Genomic DNA, 16,195 nt, shown 5'->3' with positions numbered 1-16,195 from the left:
CGGCAGACCTGACCCTCGGAACCCTGAAGGACGAGCGAGAATGAGCGAAAACAGCCTGCGTCTGGTGTGGATCTACCCGGACCTGCTGAGCACCTACGGGGACCAGGGCAACGCCCTGGTGGTGGAGCGCCGGGCCCGCCAGCGCCGTCTGAACGTCACCCGCGTCGACGTACGGAGCGACCAGCCGGTGCCGACCTCGGGCGACATCTATCTGATCGGCGGCGGTGAGGACCGGCCGCAGCGACTGGCCGCGGAGCGGCTGCGCCGCGACGGCGGGCTCAGCCGGGCCGTCTCGAACGGCGCGATCGTGTTCTCGGTCTGTGCCGGCTACCAGATCCTCGGGCACGAGTTCGTCAACGATCTGGGCGAGCGCGAGGCCGGTCTCGGGCTGCTCGATGTGGTCTCGACCCGCGGCGAGGGCGAGCGGTGTGTCGGTGACGTACTGGGCGACATCGACCCGCAGCTGAACCTGCCGCAGCTGACGGGGTTCGAGAACCACCAGGGCATCACGCACCTGGGCCCGACGGCCCGGCCGTTCGCGCGGGTACGGCTCGGCCGCGGCAACGGCACGGGCGACGGTACGGAGGGCGCGTACAACGGGACCGTCTTCGGCACGTACATGCACGGTCCGGTCATGGCCCGCAATCCGCAGATCGCGGACCTGCTGCTGAAGCTCGCCCTCGATGTGAACGCGCTGCCGCCGACCGACGACCGCTGGTACGAGGCGCTGCGCGCCGAGCGGGTCGCCGCGGCGACCCAGCCCGCCTGACGCCGTTCCGAGGTCCGTATACCCCCGCTCCCCGGCGGGGCCTGCCGATGGACCTGCCGATGGGGCCTGTCCAGCAGGCGGACGCCGGGTTTCGGTCCCCCCACCGCCCGCCGGTAGGGTGGCGGCGACCTGGCCGGACGATGGGGTCCGGCCGTCGGCCCACGAAGCGAAGGTATTGCGGGCAATGCGAATTGGTGTGCTCACCTCAGGCGGCGACTGCCCCGGCCTCAATGCCGTGATCAGGTCCGTCGTACACCGCGCCGTCGTCGACCACGGCGACGAGGTGATCGGCTTCCATGACGGCTGGAAAGGCCTCTTGGAGTGCGACTACCGCAAGCTCGACCTGGACGCGGTCGCCGGCATCCTCGCCCGCGGCGGCACAATCCTGGGCTCGTCCCGGGTGCAGCCCGCGCATCTGCGGGACGGGGTGGAGCGCGCCCGGGGGCACGTGGCCGACCTGGGCATCGACGCGATCATCCCGATCGGCGGTGAGGGCACCCTCAAGGCCGCCCATCTGCTCTCCGAGGCCGGGCTGCCGATCGTCGGCGTACCGAAGACCATCGACAACGACATCGCCTCGACCGATGTGACCTTCGGCTTCGACACGGCCGTCGGGGTCGCCACCGAGGCGCTCGACCGGCTGAAGACCACCGCCGAGTCCCATCAGCGCGTGCTGATCGTCGAGGTCATGGGCCGGCACACCGGCTGGATCGCCCTGCACTCCGGCATGGCCGCGGGCGCCCACGCCATCGTCGTACCCGAGCGGCCCTTCGACATCGGCGAGCTGACCGAGCTGGTCGGCAAGCGCTTCTCGGCGGGCAAGCGGTTCGCGATCGTGGTGGTCGCGGAGGGCGCGAAGCCGCGCGAGGGCTCGATGGAGTTCGACGCGGGCGGCAAGGACATATACGGCCACGAGCGCTTCGCGGGCGTGGCCCGGCAGCTTTCGATCGAGCTGGAGGAGCGGCTCGGCAAGGAGGCCAGGCCGGTGATACTCGGCCATGTACAGCGCGGTGGCACCCCCACGGCGTACGACCGCGTCCTGGCCACCCGCTTCGGCTGGCACGCCGTCGAGGCCGCGCACCGCGGCGAGTTCGGGATGCTGACGGCGCTGCGCGGCACGGACATCGTGATGGTGCCGCTGGGCGAGGCCGTCGAGACGCTCAAGACGGTGCCCGCCGAGCGGTACGCCGAGGCGGAGTGCGTGCTCTGATCCGCGACGATCCTCGATGAACCTCGGCAATCCTCCATGAACATCGATGAACCGCCCCCGGTCGCAGCGGCGACCGGGGGCGGTTCTAGTCTGGTGCGGACAATCGACGCGATTCCGGGAGCACACGGATGGACCACAGCGGGCACGGCATGACCATGGATCTGCCGCCGTTCACGCTGGGACGAGCACTGGAGTTCTCCCCGGACCTCTTCTTCCTGATCGGCTGTCTGCTGGGACTGGTCCTGTACGGCTGGGGCGTACTGAGGCTCCGGCGACGCGGCGACAGCTGGCCGGTGGGCCGTGTCATCGCGTTCGTGCTGGGTGTGCTGACCGTGGCGCTGGTGATGTGCACCAAGCTGAACGACTACGGCATGGTCATGTTCAGCGTGCATATGGTCCAGCACATGATCATCAGCATGGTCTCGCCGATCCTGCTGCTGCTCGGCGCCCCGGTGACACTGGCGCTGCGCGCGCTGCCGGTCGCCGGACGCGGCCGCAAGGGTCCGCGCGAGCTGCTGCTCGCTCTGCTGCACAGCCGGTACGTACGGATCCTCACGCACCCCGCCTTCACCATCCCGCTCTTCATCGCGAGCCTGTACGGGCTGTACTTCACGCCCCTCTTCGACTTCCTGATGGGGTCCAGGACCGGGCACATCGCGATGATGGTGCACTTCCTCGGGGTCGGGCTGGTGTTCTTCTGGCCGATCATGGGCGTCGACCCGGGTCCGCACCGGCCCGGTTATGTGATGCGGATGCTGGAGCTCTTCGCCGGGATGCCGTTCCACGCGTTCTTCGGGATCGCGCTGATGATGGCGAGCGCGCCGATGGTCGACGCGTACCGCGACCCCCCGGCCTCGCTCGGAATCGACGCGCTGACCGATCAGAACGCGGCGGGCGGTATCGCCTGGGCGTTCAGCGAGATCCCGTCGGTGCTGGTCCTGATCGCGCTGGTCTTCCAGTGGTACCGCTCGGACCAGCGGCAGGCGAAGCGCTCGGACCGGGCCGCCGACCGGGACGGTGACAAGGAACTGGCCGCGTACAACGCCTATCTGGCCTCACTCCAGGCCCGGGGGCAGTAGCGCGAACCCCTGGTCCCGGGCGACGATGGGCGTCATGGCACCGGCCAGGAGGAGGACACACATGTCCGGATCCACCAAGACCATGAGTGTGGTGACCGTCGGCGCGCTGGTCGTCGTGACGGGCTACACCGCGGTGCTCGGCAGTAACGGCTGGCTGTGGTTCGGCTGGGTGGTGCTGGCGCTGATCACGATCGGTATGGCGGCCTCACGCGGCCGCTGAACCGTGTCGCGCAACCCTCGGGTTGCATCATTGGACGAGCAGTGCAACCATCGAGTTGCACGTTAGTTCCGATCGGCGGAAGGTTCCCCTCATGTCCACATCCGATGACCGTATCGAACGGGAAATCACCATCGCGGCGCCCATGGAACGCGTCTGGGCGGTGCTGACAGAACCGGAGCATGTCGGGCAGTGGTTCGGCCAGGGCCAGCCCGCCCCCATCGACCTGCGGCCGGGCGGCATCATGCACCTGGACCACGGCCAGTACGGCCAGTTCCCGACGACGATCGTGAAGGTCGATCCGCCGCACTACTTCTCGTACCGCTGGGCGAGCGCGTATCCCGGCCAGGTGGCCGACGAGGGCAACTCGACCCTCGTGGAGTTCACGCTCACCCCGGAGGGCGACGGAACCAGGCTGCGTGTGGTCGAGACCGGCTTCGCCGATATCGTGATCCCGGAAGACAGGAAGGACGTCGCCTCGAAGGAGAGCCACACGGGTGGCTGGACGGAGATGGTCGTCAACATCCGGGATTACGTGGAGCGACTCGACGCATGACGGCAGAAGCCGACCGGGACACCGTGGCGGAGGTCCTGTCCGCGCTGGCGGATCCGACCCGGCGCCGGATACTCGACGCCCTCGCCGCGCACGGCGAGGCGACCGCCACGGTCCTGGCCGGGGAACTGCCGGTCAGCCGCCAGGCGATCGTCAAACACCTCGCGGTCCTCGACCGGGCCGGTCTGGTCTCCGCTCACCGGGCGGGCCGCGAGGCACGGTACGTGGTACGCCCCGCCCGGCTCAGTGCCACCGCCCGGTGGATGGACCGGGTCGCCGCGGACTGGGACTCCCGGCTCTCGGCGATCAAGCGTCTCGCCGAGGACGCGTCCGACGCCAAGGCCCCGGACCGGTCGTAGAACCTGTCCGGGGCCCTGTGGGCGGAGGGGCCTGCGCCCGGTGGATGCCGTTACTTGGATTCGGTGACGCGGAGCGCGGGCTTCCGGTTCACACCGGTAGGGGTCGCGCCGGACTCCTTGGTGCCGTCCGTGGAGCCCTTGAGCGAGTTCAGGATGGCCATGCCCTGGCCCACCAGACCCGCCGCCATGTCGTTGACGCCGTCGGTGCCGTTCAGGACGGTGAGGTTCGCACCCGACATGCCCCGGGCAGCCGCGTCGGCCAGCGCCGGCAGATTCTCCACGATGCGGTTGGCCGCGATGAGTTCCTGATTGCCGTCCTTCAGGGAAGCAGCGCGCGCGGTGTTCGCGTCGGCCTGGGCCTGGGCGAGCGCGCGCTCGCTGTACGCGTTGCCGTCCGCCTCGAACTTCGCCCGGTCACGGCCGGCTTCCGCGAGCGTCCGCTGCCGGTACGCCTCGGCGTCGGCCGGGCGCCGTACCTCGGCCTCCAGCCGCTGCGCGGCCAGTCGCGCCTGACGCTCCGCCAGCGCCGTCTGCTGCTCGATGGTGTCCTGTGAGGCCCTGGCCTCGGCCAGCGGTCCCGCCTGCGCGGCACGCGCGTTGACCTGCTCCGTCTCCGCGAGGAAGCCGGCCCGCTTGATCGCGGTGTCCCGTTCGTACTCGGCCTTGAGCGCGGCGGCCTGCTGCTCGCGTTCGGAGGCTTCCTGGTCCGCCTTCGCCTGGGCGATCCGCGCTTGGCTCGCGACGGCGGCGGCGTGCGGCGCCGCCAGGTTGTTGATGTATCCGGTCGCGTCCTCGATCTCCTGGATCTGGAGGGCGTCCACGACGATGCCGAGCTTCTCCATCTCGCTGTGGCTGCCCTGCTTGACCTCCTGGGCCACCCGGTCGCGCTCGCGGATGATCTGTTCCACGGTCAGTCCGCCGACGATGGAGCGCAGGTGACCGGCGAAGATCCGGCCGACCAGCTCTTCCATGTGTTCCTGTTCCGTCAGGAAGCGCCGGGCCGCGTTGGCGATCGACACGGCGTCGTCGCCGACCTTGAACACGGATACCGCGCGGACCTTGAGCCGGATGCCCTGCTGGGTCACACAGTCCTCGACGATCTCCGCCTCCCGCAGCGCGAGTGACAGCATGCGGGCCTTCTGTTTGATGGGCATGACGAAACTGCCGTGCCCGGTGACGATCCGGAACTGCGTGTCCTGTGCCTGCCGTTTGGAACCGGATATGAGCATCGCCTCGTTGGGCGCGGGAACATGCCAGAACAGCATGGGGTACTCCTGTCGAACTGCCTGCTTCGCTGTGATTCAGGAAGGGTTCAGGACGGAAAGGGCTCCACGATCACCGAACGCGCCGAGATCGACTCGACGACGATCACCCGGAGGTTTCTGCCGATCGGGTGGTCCGCCCAGGCCGCGTAGGCCTCGGATCCGCCCCGTACGGACACCAACACCTCGCCGGGACCGTCGGCCGGGATCGGGACGGTGACCCGCCCGATCGCACCGACGGGGCTCTGCGCGGAGTCATCTGCCACGGACATACGTCGTTGCTCCACCCGTCTCCCTCGTGGCGGCGCGCCGGGCCCCGGCGGACGGAGTCACTCCACGGTGCACATGGACCCACGTCCGTACGGTCACCGCGTCAGTCGCGATCATGGCGATCACGCTCCTGGAGGGCCGCGCCTCCGACCTCGTCCATCATCGAGGACGCCCCCGGCAAAACGGCCGACGGCGACACACCCTCGATCTCTTCACAGTACTCCGGAGGGGGTCGCGGGAGCATGGCAGACGCCGGGAGCCGCCATCCCTCGGGGCCGTAACGCGCAGGCTCCCGATCCCCTCGTTCCCGCCCGGCTCAGCCGTATACCACCGACCAGGGCCGGGGTCCCGGCCGGTCCCGCGGGTCGCCCGGGTCCCCTGCGTCCCGCAGGGCCCCCGGCGGCTTCTCCCCGGGGGATCCGGGCTCCCCGGACTCCCCGGGTGGGCGCAGGGCGGGCGGGCGGTCGCGGGCGAGGACACCCGTCACGAGCTCCGCGAAGGTCCGGGCCGCCGGATGGGCCGCCCGGGTGGGCCGTACGGCCACGATCCGCTGGGTGAGCGGGCGGCCCGCCAGCGGCCGCCAGACCACGCGCGGCTCCTTGCGGGCCACGGGGCCGGGATCGAAGGCGATCCCCTGGCCCGCGGCCACCAGACCGATCAGGAACTCGGGGGTTCGGGCGTGCTGGATCCGGGCCGGGACGAAGCCGCCCCGGCGGCAGCTGTCCAGCGTGCTGTCGTAGCGGCCGGGGGCGGTCGCCCGGGGAAACAGCACGAGATCGTGGCCGGTCAGCTCGCCGAGCGCGACCTCGGGCGACCCGGCCAGCGGCGAGGTACGCGGCAGCACCACACCCAGCTCCACGGAGACCTCGGGCCCCCGGACCAGACCGGTGGTGTCGGACGGCTGATAGAGCAGCCCCACATCGAGCCGGCCGGAGGCGAGCAACCGCAACTGCTCCTCTGTCGTTACTTCCCGCAGGTCGACCCGGAGGTCCGGCGCCCGCTCCGCACAGGCGGCGAGCAGCGCGTGCAGCACCGATGCCGGGGTGTCCGGCGGGACGCCCGCCCGCAGTGTGGCGGGATCGCCCTCCCCCGCGCGGCGCACCAGCGCCCGCAGCCGCTCCTCCCGTACGAGCAGGTCCCGTGCCTCCTCCAGCAGGACCGCGCCCGCCGCCGTCAGCCCTACCTGGCGTCGTGAGCGGTCGAAGAGTTCCGTGCCGAGCTCCTTCTCCAGCCGGCGGATCGCCTGGCTGAGCGGTGGCTGGGCCATGCCCAGGATGTCCGCGGCCCGGCTGAAGTGCAGTTCTTCGGCGACGACGGCGAAAATACGGAGGTGGCGCAGGAGATCCACGCCATGAGCCTATGCGAGGGGGCGGCGAGCGGGATGCCGGTCGAGGAGAGAGTCGGAGCGGTGTTCGCGGCGGCGGGGGCGGGGGCGCGGTTGCACGCGGTGGCGATCGGGCCCGGCCCGTCGGTCCCGCACGGGGCGCCGCACGGGGCGAGTTCGGCGGCCCGCGCCGAGGTCGCGATCGGCGCGGACGAACCGGTCGTGCTGGCGTCGGTGTTCAAGGTGCTGCTCGTGCTGGAGTTCGCGCGACAAGTGGCGGCGGGCCAACTCGACCCGAGGGAACGGGTATGGGTGACGGCCGACGACCGGCTCGGCGGGTGGGGCACCGCGGGGTGTCTGGACGACATCGGGGTGTCGCTGCGCGATCTGGCCCACTTCGCCATGTCGGTGAGCGACAACTCGGCGGCCGATCTGCTGCTGGCGCGGGTCGGTACGGACACGGTCCGGCTGCTCGCCGAGGAGTTGGGGCTCGACCGCACCCGGATCCTGGGCGGGCCGCGCCAGTTGCTGGAGACGATGCTCGCGGAGGTGGGGGCGCGCGACGAGCGGGAGTTCGCCGCCATCTACCCGTCGCTGTCGGCCGAGCGGCTGCGCGGGCTGAGCGTGCTGGATCCGGAGCGTACGAGCGCGAGCACCCCGCGCGAGATCACCCGGCTCCTGGAACTCATCTGGCGGGACGAGGCGGGCCCACCCGAAGCCTGCGCACAGGTGAGAGAGTTGATGGGACGTCAGATATTTCGGCACCGGCTCGTCTCGGGCTTCCCCGACGAGGTGCGCGTCGCCGCGAAGACGGGCACGCTGCCGGGGCTCCATGCCGAGGCGGGGGTCGTCCACTATCCCGACGGCGGGCGCTACGCGGTCGCCGTCTTCGCACGTACCGGCGATCCGGTCGCCAACCGCACCGCGGTGGATTCGGCCATCGGCGCGGCGGCCCGGATCGCTGTGGAGTCGTTGCGCGACGGACGCGGATGACACAGCGCGGATGGCATGAGGCGAAGGGCGCGCGCGGGCGCCGTATACGCGCGTGACCTGGGGTCATACGTCACCGGATATGGGAGATGCGCCGCTTCGGTCTTGGACGGCGGCGGGTCCGCGCTGATCTCCTGCCGTCATGAACTCCGATCACACACAGCGAATCCCCCGGCCCGGCCGTCGTACGGTCCTGAGAACCGCCGTGCTCGGCACGGCCGCCGGACTGGCGCTGCCCACGGCCGCGTCGGCGGCGTCCCCGGCGGGCACGACGTCCCGCCCGGCGTCCGGCATGGCCTCCGGCATGGCGTCCGGCCCGGCGGACTCGGTGTCCTTGCGCTGGCTCGGCACATCGGGCTGGCGCACGGACCTCGGCGGCCGGACCGTGCTCTTCGATCCGTATGTCACCCGCTTCCCCACCGGCCTGTTCGACGGCGCGTTCAACGCGGACACGGAGCTGGAGACGGACGAGGGTCTCGTCGACCGGCACGCGGGCCGTCCCGAAGTCATCCTGGTCAGCCACAGCCACTGGGATCATCTCAACGATGTCCCGTACCTCGCGAAGACGACGGGCGCTCGGGTCGTCGGTACGGAGACGACCTACCACGTGCTGTGCTCGCTGGGCGTCGACCCGGCTCAGCTCTCCGTGGTCAGGGGCGGGGAGGTACTGGACTTCGGCGGATACACCGTCGAGGCCGTGGCGTCCGTCCACAGCCGCAACAAGAACCACTCCTACTTCTCCCCCGGCACCCTCAACGCCCCGCCCGCCACCACGCCGACGACCATCGGCGAGCTGCCGGAGGGTGACACCCTCGCCTTTCAGGTGACGTTCGGGAACGGGCCGTCGGTCTTCCTGATGGGCGGGAGCGACTTCGTCGAGCGTGAGGTGACGGGGCTGCGGCCCGACATCGCCATGGTCGCGGTCCCGTCCAGCACGGCGACGTACCGGTACGTTCCCCGGCTGTTGCGGGCGCTCGGCTCGCCCGGCGTGGTCGTGCCGGTCCACTGGGACAACTTCGAAGTGCCCCTGGGCGGACCGCCGCTGAGGGATCCCGGCGCGGATCTGGACGGTCTGGTGGCCGGGGTGCGTGCCGCGAGCCCCGCGACCCGTGTCGTCGTTCCGGACTACCGGACGCTCTACGGGCCGGACATGCGGCCCCGAACGTAGGGCCCGTACCCGGACACCCCGTACCCGGACACCCCGTACCCGGGCAGAAAGCTCGCCGCGCGCGGGTTGCCCCACGGTGAGATCGCCGAGCCGCCGGTGCTGTCAGAATCGACCATGAAGACCTATGTCAGCCGGGTGCTGACAAGGATCGGCGCCCATGACCGTGTACACACTGTCATCATCGCTGATGAGACCGGTATCGCCCGGACGGACCGGCCCCCGTCCCGGTGACGGAGACCAGGGGCTTCGGCCTCGGCATCGGCATCGGCGGAACGGAGGGACGCGCCTGATGAATACGATCACCAACTGGCTCGGCGATCTCTCCGGCCCCGTGATCTACGCCGTGGTCGGCACGCTCGTGTTCTGCGAGGACGCCCTCTTCTTCGGCTTTGTGCTCCCCGGCGAGACCGCCGCCGTACTGGGCGGGCTGCTGGCCGCCCAGGGCGAGGTGTCGGTGTGGTGGCTGACGGTGGTCGTGGTGGTCGCCGCGATCCTGGGCGACAGCGCCGGTTACGCGGTGAGCCACCACTTCGGCGACCGGATCCTGGCGACCCGGAGCCTGCGCAAGCGCCAGAACCAGGTCGAACGGGCGCGCGAGATGATCCGGGTACGGGGCGCCTCGGCGGTGTTCCTGGCCCGCTTCATCGCGTTCCTCCGCGCGCTGATGCCGGCGCTGGCGGGGCTCTCGGACATGCCGTACCGGAAGTTCCTGCTGTTCAACGCGCTGGGCGGGTTGTGCTGGGGCGTGGGGTCCACGGCGGTCGGCTACTTCGCCGGGGCGGCGTTCACCAGGATCGAGTCACAGGTGGGGCGGATCGCCGGGGCCGTGATCGGAGGGGTGGTCATCCTCGCACTGGTCGTGTGGGCGTACCGGCAGCACCGCCGGACACGCCCACCGCACCAGTGACCGGGCCGGACCAGCTCGTCCGGACCCCGGACCCCGGACCCCGGGCCGTCCGGCCTCAACGGCCCTGGAGCGCCTTGACGTTGTTCCCGAAGATCCAGCCCTTCGACCCGTCCCAGTTGAGCGACCAGGTCATCAGGCCCTTCAGCCCGTTGCCGTAGGTGTTCCAGGCCTGCGACACCAGGTTCGGCGCCATATAGCCGCCCCCGGCGCCCGGCTGCGCCGGCAGTCCCGGCACCTGCTTGTCATAGGGGACCTTGATCGTGGTGCCCTGGACGACCAGCCCCCTGTTCAGGCAGTCCGTCTGCGCGGTGAACCCCTGGACCGTACCGGCGGAGTACGAGTCGCCGGAGCATCCGTACATGCTGCCGTTGTAGTACTGCATGTTCAGCCACCAGAGCCGACCGTTGTCGGCGTACTTCTTCACGATCGGCAGATACGCGCCCCAGATCGAGCCGTACGCCACACTGCCCCCGGTGACATATGCCGTCTCGGGCGCCATCGTCAGGCCGAAGTTCGAGGGCATCTGGGCCAGTACGCCGTCGATGATGCGGATGAGGTTGGCCTGCGAGGCCGACAGTGTGTTGATGTTGCCACTGCCGACGAGCCCGGTCTCGATGTCGATGTCGATGCCGTCGAAGTTGTACTTCTTCAGGATCGGTACCACTGTCGCGACGAACCGGTCGGCGACGGCGCTGGAGCTGAGGTCGATCCCGGCCGTGGCGCCGCCGATGGACATCAGGGTGGTGAGACCGGAGGCCTTGGCCTGGCACATCTCGGCCGGGGTCGCGACCTTCACCGTCGCGTCCATCCCGTCCTCCCACAGGACGGTGCCGTCCGAGCGGATGACCGGGAACGCCGCGTTGATCACGTTGTAACCGTGGTCGCGGATACGGGAGTCCGTGATCGGGATCCATCCGAGCGGCGGGTGTACGCCGTTCGCCGCGCCGTCCCAGTTCTCCCAGTACCCCTGGAGCACCTTGCCGGTGGGTTTCGACTTGACCGCGCAGGTGTCGGCGGCCGGGGCCGCGCCGGGCGCCGCCGCGGCGACCAGCGTCTGCATGACGAAGGCCATGGCCAGGCCGACCCCCAGCACGCGCGATATTCGGCGGATCATGCTGTGCTCCCTTCCGACCATGCCCGCCCGCGACCGCTCCCGGTGCGGCGGACTGGGAACGTACGCCGGGTAGTTGGGGGAACCGTAGAGTGGTCCAGACCTACCGTCAATAGGTCTGGACCAACTGGGGCGAGCGGCTCGATCCCCTTATGACCCCCTCGTCCTGACGTCGAAAGCCGGGATGTCGAAAGCCGCTACCTCCGGAGCCGGGGTGCCGGGTGCCGGGGCGTCGGGTGCCTGGACGGGACGCCGCTCGACGACGCCTTCGGCGGGGATGCCACTCCATCTCGTGCCCGGTGTGAGGTGCTCGCCCTTCATGAGCAACGACAGCGCGCCGAGCTGAACGTTCTCCCCGACAACGGAGTCGTAGAGCACGACAGCGCGGGTGCCGACACTCGCGCCGTCCTCGACCGTGACCAGCGACATCTTCATGACACGGTCTTCGAAGAGATGTGTTTGCAGCGATACGCGCAGTCCGATCGCGGCGTTGTCCCCGATGTCGACGAGGTCGAACTCCGTGAGGAGGGTGGTCCCGATCCAGGTGCCTCGTCCGATGCGCGCCCCGAACCGGCGCAGGATCACCGGCAGATACGGCGTTCCGGTCAGGAAGCCCACCCCGGCCGGTACCGCCGCCGACTCGAAGAGGCCGGTGACGAACTCGGTGCGGCGTACGAACAGACTCCACAGCGGTTCGACCCGGGGCCGGTAGACCCCGATCACCACCCGCTTGACCGCCGCGCAGTACGAGATCACCACGAGGCTCGCGGCCATCACGAGGACCGGCGCCACGAGCACGGGCACCAGCAGGCCCGGACGGCGGGTCAGCCAGGACAGCGCCACCAGGTACAGGTAGGCGCTCACGGCCAGTACCGACGAGGGCATCGTGATGCGGAGGAACTCGATGCCCAGGCGTTGGAGTACGGCCTCGCGGGTCGGCCGGAACGTCAGTTCCTCGGGGAACGATCCGCTGCTCTGGCGCACCGGCAGACGTATCGCGGGCGAGCCCAGCCAGGTGGTGCCGTCGGGCACATCACCCTGCGGCGGGACCGTGCCCACTCCGATCAGTGAGCCGGGTCCGGTCCGCGTTCCGGCGAGCAGGAGCGCGGAGTTGCCGATGAACGCGCGCTCGCCCACCTCGGTGGGGCCGAACGCCACCTGGCCGGCCGCGAAGGTGGCACCACCGACGTTGGCCAGGTCCGCGACGAAGCTGCCGTCGCGGAGAGTGAGCAGGTCCGGGTCGATGTGCGAGACGGTCGAGACCTCGGCGCCCCGGCCGATCCGCGCGCCGAGCAGCCTGAGCCAGGGCACGGTGTAGAGGGTGGCGTACAGCGAGTTGGTGAAGGTGAGGCTGATCTCCAGGAGCTTGTCGGACATCCACTTGCGTACGCCGAGCGAGGAGCGCACCGGATGGATACCGACCGGCACTCTCGGCAGGGTCAGCCGCTTGCCGACGGCGACCACACAGCAGACCGTGACCACGAACACCGGACCTGACAGCGCGGTGGCGACGATACCGGCCGCGATGCCCCAGGTCAGCGTCGCCCACCAGAACAGCGCGATCCCCGGCACGGTCGTCACCACCGCGGCGGTCTCCAGCAGCACCAGCCCGACGAGCGCGGCAGCGAGATGGCGCGGCCTCCATTCGTCCGTACCCCGGCGAGCACGCGTCATGGCCTCGACTCCGGGAGCGAGCGAGTCCACCGGGCGCGGCGGCGATCCGGCCCGGCGCGCGCCCGCGGGTATCGCCTCGTCCTGGCCGATGACGGACTGTTCGCCGAGGCCGGCCCCCGCTCCCATGCGTGAGCCGGGTTCGAGGACGGCGTTGGCTCCCACGAAGGCGTGTGGCCCGATCTCGATCGGGGCGACCGTCACCCAGCCGTCCGCCACCCGCCACGGATTGACGGAGACGCCGTAGCCGATCGAGGTGTCACCGCCGACGCGCAGCATGGCGGGCAGTGTGATCGTGCTGGTGGCGATGGTGGTGCGCGGTCCGATACGCGCGCCGAGCAGCCTCAGATAGACCGCCATCATGGGCGAACCGCTCAGCACCGGCAGCGGGCCGAAGCGCAGCAGCAGATGCACCGCCCAGAGCCGTACGTAGACCGAGCCCCACAGCGGATAGCGGCCCGGCCTGATGCCCGCCGACAGCGGGCGCACGAGAGCGACCGGCAGGAGCCAGCGCGCGGCCAGATAGCTGAGATACACGCCGACCGTCGCCTGCGCCGACGCACGGACCGAGATGCGACCGCCGTGCCGGCTGTACACATACACCGCCGGCAGGGTGAGCACGAGCAGCAGCAGGTAGATCACACCCGCCTGGGCCGCTCCCGCGCCCGCGATACGGCCGCTGGTGTGACGGATCGGCGCGGGGCGGGGTCGCGCGGACCGCTGTCCGGTGTTCTCCGCGGCGCTCAGCCGGGCCGCCAGGCCCCGCACGGTCGGATGGGCGTAGAGGTCGCGCAGCGCGGTGTTCGCGCCGATGTCCCGGCCGCGCAGCACCGATACGACCCGGGCCGCCAGGAGTGAGTGCCCGCCGAGGTCGGTGAAGAAGTCCGCCTCGGCCGACAGCACCTCCGGGTCGATCCCGAGGACCTCGGCCCAGGCGTCCCGTATCCGGGTCTCCAGCTCGCCTTCGGCCGCGACCAGCCGGCCGCCTCCCACCAGCCGCCGGCCGGTCGGGGCGGGCAGCCGCTTACGGTCCACCTTGCCGCTGGCCATGGAGGGGAGACCGGGGAGGATGTCCAGGAACGACGGCACCATGTACGCGGGGAGTCTGCGCCGCAGAGTGTCGTGCAACCGGGTGATCAACGCGTCTTCCTCTTCCACGCTGCCGGGCGCGCGGACCACGTAGGCGCACAGTTCGCCGCCTCCCCCGCCCGCGCCGCGGTCCGGTGCGGCCGTCAGTGCGGTGACCGCCTCGGCCACGCCGGAATCCTCCAGCAGGACGCTGTCGATCTCGCCGAGATCGACCCGGAATCCCCGGATCTTCACCTCGTCGTCGGCCCGGCCCAGGAACTCGACCTCGCCGTCCCGGGTCATCCGGCCGAGGTCCCCGGTGCGGTAGAGCCTGCTGCCCCGGGGGGCCAGCGAGTGCTCGATGAACCGGGCGGCGGTCAGCTCCGGCTGCCCGACGTAGCCGTCGGCGACCCCGGGGCCGCCGATACAGATCTCACCGACCTCGCCGTCGGCGACGGGCCGGAGCTTTTCGTCGAGCAGCACCACCGAATAGGTCGGCAGCGGCTTTCCGATCGTCACGGCCCTGCCCGGCGTCAGTTCCGCCCAGGTCGCGGTGACGGTGGCCTCGGTCGGGCCGTAGGTGTTGAGCATGCGCCGCCCCGGTCTGCTCCAGCGCTCGACGAGCTGACCGGGGCAGGCCTCGCCGCCGACGACGATGCTGCGGATGTACGGCAGCTCCGCCGGGATCGTCTCCAGCAGCGTCGGCACGCAGTACAGCATCGTGATCCGCCGGCTGTGCAGGAACTCACCGAGTTCCGCGCCGAGATGACCGGCGCCGTCCGGACCCGCGACGAGCGTCGCGCCGACCGACCAGGTCGGCCAGATCTCCTCGATGGAGAAGTCGAAGGAGATCGTCATGCCCTGGTACACCCGGTCGTCCGGCCGCACGTCATAGACCTTGGGCACGACGTCGAGGAAGTTGCAGATGCTCGACTGTGCGACCCGCACCCCCTTGGGCCTGCCGCTCGACCCGGAGGTGTACATGATGTACGCGGCGGGGTCACCACCGTCGGGGCCGGGCTCGGGCCGGTCCGGGAGCGGCCGGGTGGTGGGTACGCCGGCGACTTCGCGACCGTACGACTCCCACTCGACCACCCGGCACGTGAGGCCGCCCAAGGCCGGTGCGAGAGCGGACGTGGTCAGCACCAGATCCACAGCGGCGTCCTCCATGATGAAGGCGAGCCGGTCGGGAGGCGATGCCGGATCGATCGGCACGAACACCGCGCCGGCCTTCCCCACCCCGAGCAGGGACACGTACACCTCCACCGACCGCGGTATCAGGATCGCGACCCGGGATCCCGGGCCTGTCCCGAGACCGCGGAGGAAGTGCGCGAGCTGGTTGGCGCGCGCGTCGAGTTCGGCGTAGGTGAGCGTGTGATGCGCACACTCAAGTGCCGTGGCCGAGGGGGTACGGTCGACGGCGGCCTCGAAGAGGTGGTGCAGGCGCCGGTCCGCCCCTCCCGACGGTATTCCACGCGCGGAATCGAGCAATCTCATGACGTCTGTCCTTCATCGCGGCGCACGGCGGGACTACGGGGGTGAGGGACCGAATCCCGGGATGTCATACGACAGGAGAGCCACCAGCCCGGACGGGGGGGAACGGTCCCACCCCGGTCCGGCGAATCGTTCGATCCAGCGATCGATCAAGCCGCTTCACCAGTGAAACGGCATCCGCTCGATTCGGCATCCCGAGCCGGCGAACCGACGGATCCCCGAGGTCGGGGTCAGTGCGCTCACGTCGGCTGCGGCCGGCCGAAGAGGAGGTCGTAACCCGGCGGGAGCTGGAGAAGGACCCTGCGCATCAGTTCCTCGTCCGCGGCGTCGGCCACCACGCTCAGGACGGCGCCGACGTCCCACTTCGCGGTCTCCTCGGTCGCTCCCTCGATCCACGCGGCAGTGGCCCGGACGAACCGCTCCGGGGTGAGCGGTTCGGCGGCCGGGAGCGGGTCGAGGAGCACCAGGGCACACGATTCCGGCAGCCGGGCGGCCAGCTCGGCCCGCTCGGCTCCCACCACGTGGGCACCCAGCAGGGCCAGCACGACACGGACCGCCCGTTCGGCTTCCTGCGGCACGGAATACTCACCGCGTTCCTGGACCACGGCCAGGAACGCGTCCCACCGCATCACCATGGCGGCCGCACCTCCTCCTCAGCGCTTACCCCGACGGGAAGCCCGCGGCTCCGGGGCGCTACGTCGAGGACACGCCCCAGCCGTGTCGCGACCGGCAATGTCTGCGCG

General features: G+C 70.5%; 15 protein-coding genes and 1 pseudogene. 10 read left to right on the top strand and 6 right to left on the bottom strand.

What is annotated here, in order from left to right; genetic code table 11:
- The first annotated feature begins 40 nt into the window (after window positions 1-40).
- The 6 genes from ACIRQP_RS17380 (at window position 41) to ACIRQP_RS17355 (ending at window position 4,187) form a co-directional block, all read left to right on the top strand.
- Window positions 41-769, top strand: coding sequence for a type 1 glutamine amidotransferase (locus ACIRQP_RS17380; protein ID WP_403890226.1), 729 nt, complete (start codon window positions 41-43; stop codon window positions 767-769).
- A 184-nt stretch (window positions 770-953) separates the two neighbouring features.
- Window positions 954-1,979 carry a 6-phosphofructokinase gene (locus ACIRQP_RS17375; protein ID WP_403890223.1) on the top strand — a complete coding sequence of 342 codons (1,026 nt, stop codon included), beginning with the start codon at window positions 954-956 and terminating at the stop codon, window positions 1,977-1,979.
- 128 nt (window positions 1,980-2,107) lie between these two features.
- Entirely contained in the window at window positions 2,108-3,058 is a 951-nt protein-coding gene (locus ACIRQP_RS17370; protein ID WP_403890220.1) for a cytochrome c oxidase assembly protein, read from the top strand.
- 61 nt (window positions 3,059-3,119) lie between these two features.
- A complete protein-coding gene (locus ACIRQP_RS17365; RefSeq protein WP_403890217.1) occupies window positions 3,120-3,278 on the top strand; it encodes a hypothetical protein in 159 nt (52 codons plus the stop codon).
- Window positions 3,279-3,369: 91 nt separating this feature from the next.
- The gene (locus ACIRQP_RS17360) at window positions 3,370-3,831 is read left to right on the top strand and encodes an SRPBCC family protein (RefSeq protein WP_403890215.1); all 462 of its coding nucleotides are present in this window, start codon (window positions 3,370-3,372) and stop codon (window positions 3,829-3,831) included.
- Complete coding sequence (locus ACIRQP_RS17355; RefSeq protein ID WP_403890212.1) at window positions 3,828-4,187, top strand: ArsR/SmtB family transcription factor; 360 nt, start codon at window positions 3,828-3,830, stop codon at window positions 4,185-4,187. Before ACIRQP_RS17360 ends, ACIRQP_RS17355 begins: the two co-directional genes overlap by 4 nt.
- 50 nt (window positions 4,188-4,237) lie before the next feature.
- On the opposite strand, the gene ACIRQP_RS17350 is transcribed toward ACIRQP_RS17355, so the two are convergent.
- The 3 genes from ACIRQP_RS17350 to ACIRQP_RS17340 all read right to left on the bottom strand — a co-directional run bounded on the left by ACIRQP_RS17350 (window position 4,238) and on the right by ACIRQP_RS17340 (window position 7,067).
- Window positions 4,238-5,452: an SPFH domain-containing protein gene (locus ACIRQP_RS17350; RefSeq protein WP_403890209.1), complete on the bottom strand. Its 1,215-nt coding sequence runs from the start codon at window positions 5,450-5,452 to the stop codon at window positions 4,238-4,240.
- Window positions 5,453-5,499: 47 nt separating this feature from the next.
- Entirely contained in the window at window positions 5,500-5,721 is a 222-nt protein-coding gene (locus ACIRQP_RS17345) for a hypothetical protein (protein ID WP_030349781.1), read from the bottom strand.
- 314 nt (window positions 5,722-6,035) lie between these two features.
- On the bottom strand, window positions 6,036-7,067 hold the full coding sequence (locus tag ACIRQP_RS17340) for a LysR family transcriptional regulator (RefSeq protein WP_403890205.1): 1,032 nt from the start codon (window positions 7,065-7,067) through the stop codon (window positions 6,036-6,038).
- A gap of 3 nt (window positions 7,068-7,070) precedes the next feature.
- On the opposite strand from ACIRQP_RS17340, the gene ACIRQP_RS17335 reads away from it, so the two are divergent.
- From ACIRQP_RS17335 to ACIRQP_RS17320, 4 genes and pseudogenes are all read left to right on the top strand, one after another.
- Complete coding sequence (locus ACIRQP_RS17335; protein ID WP_403890202.1) at window positions 7,071-8,036, top strand: serine hydrolase; 966 nt, start codon at window positions 7,071-7,073, stop codon at window positions 8,034-8,036.
- A gap of 139 nt (window positions 8,037-8,175) precedes the next feature.
- Window positions 8,176-9,201 (top strand): MBL fold metallo-hydrolase, encoded by a 1,026-nt coding sequence (locus tag ACIRQP_RS17330; RefSeq protein WP_403890199.1) that lies wholly within the window; start codon window positions 8,176-8,178, stop codon window positions 9,199-9,201.
- 63 nt (window positions 9,202-9,264) lie between these two features.
- Window positions 9,265-9,432: pseudogene (locus ACIRQP_RS17325) on the top strand (LuxR C-terminal-related transcriptional regulator); the annotation flags it as partial.
- 58 nt (window positions 9,433-9,490) lie between these two features.
- Window positions 9,491-10,108, top strand: coding sequence for a DedA family protein (locus ACIRQP_RS17320; RefSeq protein WP_403890196.1), 618 nt, complete (start codon window positions 9,491-9,493; stop codon window positions 10,106-10,108).
- 55 nt (window positions 10,109-10,163) lie between these two features.
- On the opposite strand, the gene ACIRQP_RS17315 is transcribed toward ACIRQP_RS17320, so the two are convergent.
- The 3 genes from ACIRQP_RS17315 to ACIRQP_RS17305 form a co-directional block, all read right to left on the bottom strand.
- Window positions 10,164-11,222 (bottom strand): chitinase, encoded by a 1,059-nt coding sequence (locus ACIRQP_RS17315; protein ID WP_403890193.1) that lies wholly within the window; start codon window positions 11,220-11,222, stop codon window positions 10,164-10,166.
- A gap of 147 nt (window positions 11,223-11,369) precedes the next feature.
- On the bottom strand, window positions 11,370-15,455 hold the full coding sequence (locus ACIRQP_RS17310) for a Pls/PosA family non-ribosomal peptide synthetase (protein ID WP_403890191.1): 4,086 nt from the start codon (window positions 15,453-15,455) through the stop codon (window positions 11,370-11,372).
- 236 nt (window positions 15,456-15,691) lie between these two features.
- Window positions 15,692-16,087, bottom strand: a complete 396-nt coding sequence (locus tag ACIRQP_RS17305; protein WP_403890188.1) for a DUF2267 domain-containing protein — start codon at window positions 16,085-16,087, stop codon at window positions 15,692-15,694.
- Between the last annotated feature and the right edge of the window lie 108 nt (window positions 16,088-16,195).

It is taken from the genome of Streptomyces sp. NPDC102274 (assembly GCF_044766385.1).
GTDB lineage: Bacteria > Actinomycetota > Actinomycetes > Streptomycetales > Streptomycetaceae > Streptomyces.
This window is presented reverse-complemented; position numbering and strand designations above follow the sequence as displayed.

Coding starts and splice junctions, on each gene's coding strand:
- ACIRQP_RS17320 (WP_403890196.1), top strand. CDS start 9,491: ATGAATACGATCACCAACTGGCTCGGCGATCTCTCCGGCCCCGTGATC.
- ACIRQP_RS17310 (WP_403890191.1), bottom strand. CDS start 15,455: ATGAGATTGCTCGATTCCGCGCGTGGAATACCGTCGGGAGGGGCGGAC.
- ACIRQP_RS17315 (WP_403890193.1), bottom strand. CDS start 11,222: ATGATCCGCCGAATATCGCGCGTGCTGGGGGTCGGCCTGGCCATGGCC.
- ACIRQP_RS17350 (WP_403890209.1), bottom strand. CDS start 5,452: ATGCTGTTCTGGCATGTTCCCGCGCCCAACGAGGCGATGCTCATATCC.
- ACIRQP_RS17370 (WP_403890220.1), top strand. CDS start 2,108: ATGGACCACAGCGGGCACGGCATGACCATGGATCTGCCGCCGTTCACG.
- ACIRQP_RS17330 (WP_403890199.1), top strand. CDS start 8,176: ATGAACTCCGATCACACACAGCGAATCCCCCGGCCCGGCCGTCGTACG.
- ACIRQP_RS17380 (WP_403890226.1), top strand. CDS start 41: ATGAGCGAAAACAGCCTGCGTCTGGTGTGGATCTACCCGGACCTGCTG.
- ACIRQP_RS17335 (WP_403890202.1), top strand. CDS start 7,071: ATGAGCCTATGCGAGGGGGCGGCGAGCGGGATGCCGGTCGAGGAGAGA.
- ACIRQP_RS17355 (WP_403890212.1), top strand. CDS start 3,828: ATGACGGCAGAAGCCGACCGGGACACCGTGGCGGAGGTCCTGTCCGCG.
- ACIRQP_RS17360 (WP_403890215.1), top strand. CDS start 3,370: ATGTCCACATCCGATGACCGTATCGAACGGGAAATCACCATCGCGGCG.
- ACIRQP_RS17345 (WP_030349781.1), bottom strand. CDS start 5,721: ATGTCCGTGGCAGATGACTCCGCGCAGAGCCCCGTCGGTGCGATCGGG.
- ACIRQP_RS17305 (WP_403890188.1), bottom strand. CDS start 16,087: ATGGTGATGCGGTGGGACGCGTTCCTGGCCGTGGTCCAGGAACGCGGT.
- ACIRQP_RS17375 (WP_403890223.1), top strand. CDS start 954: ATGCGAATTGGTGTGCTCACCTCAGGCGGCGACTGCCCCGGCCTCAAT.
- ACIRQP_RS17365 (WP_403890217.1), top strand. CDS start 3,120: ATGTCCGGATCCACCAAGACCATGAGTGTGGTGACCGTCGGCGCGCTG.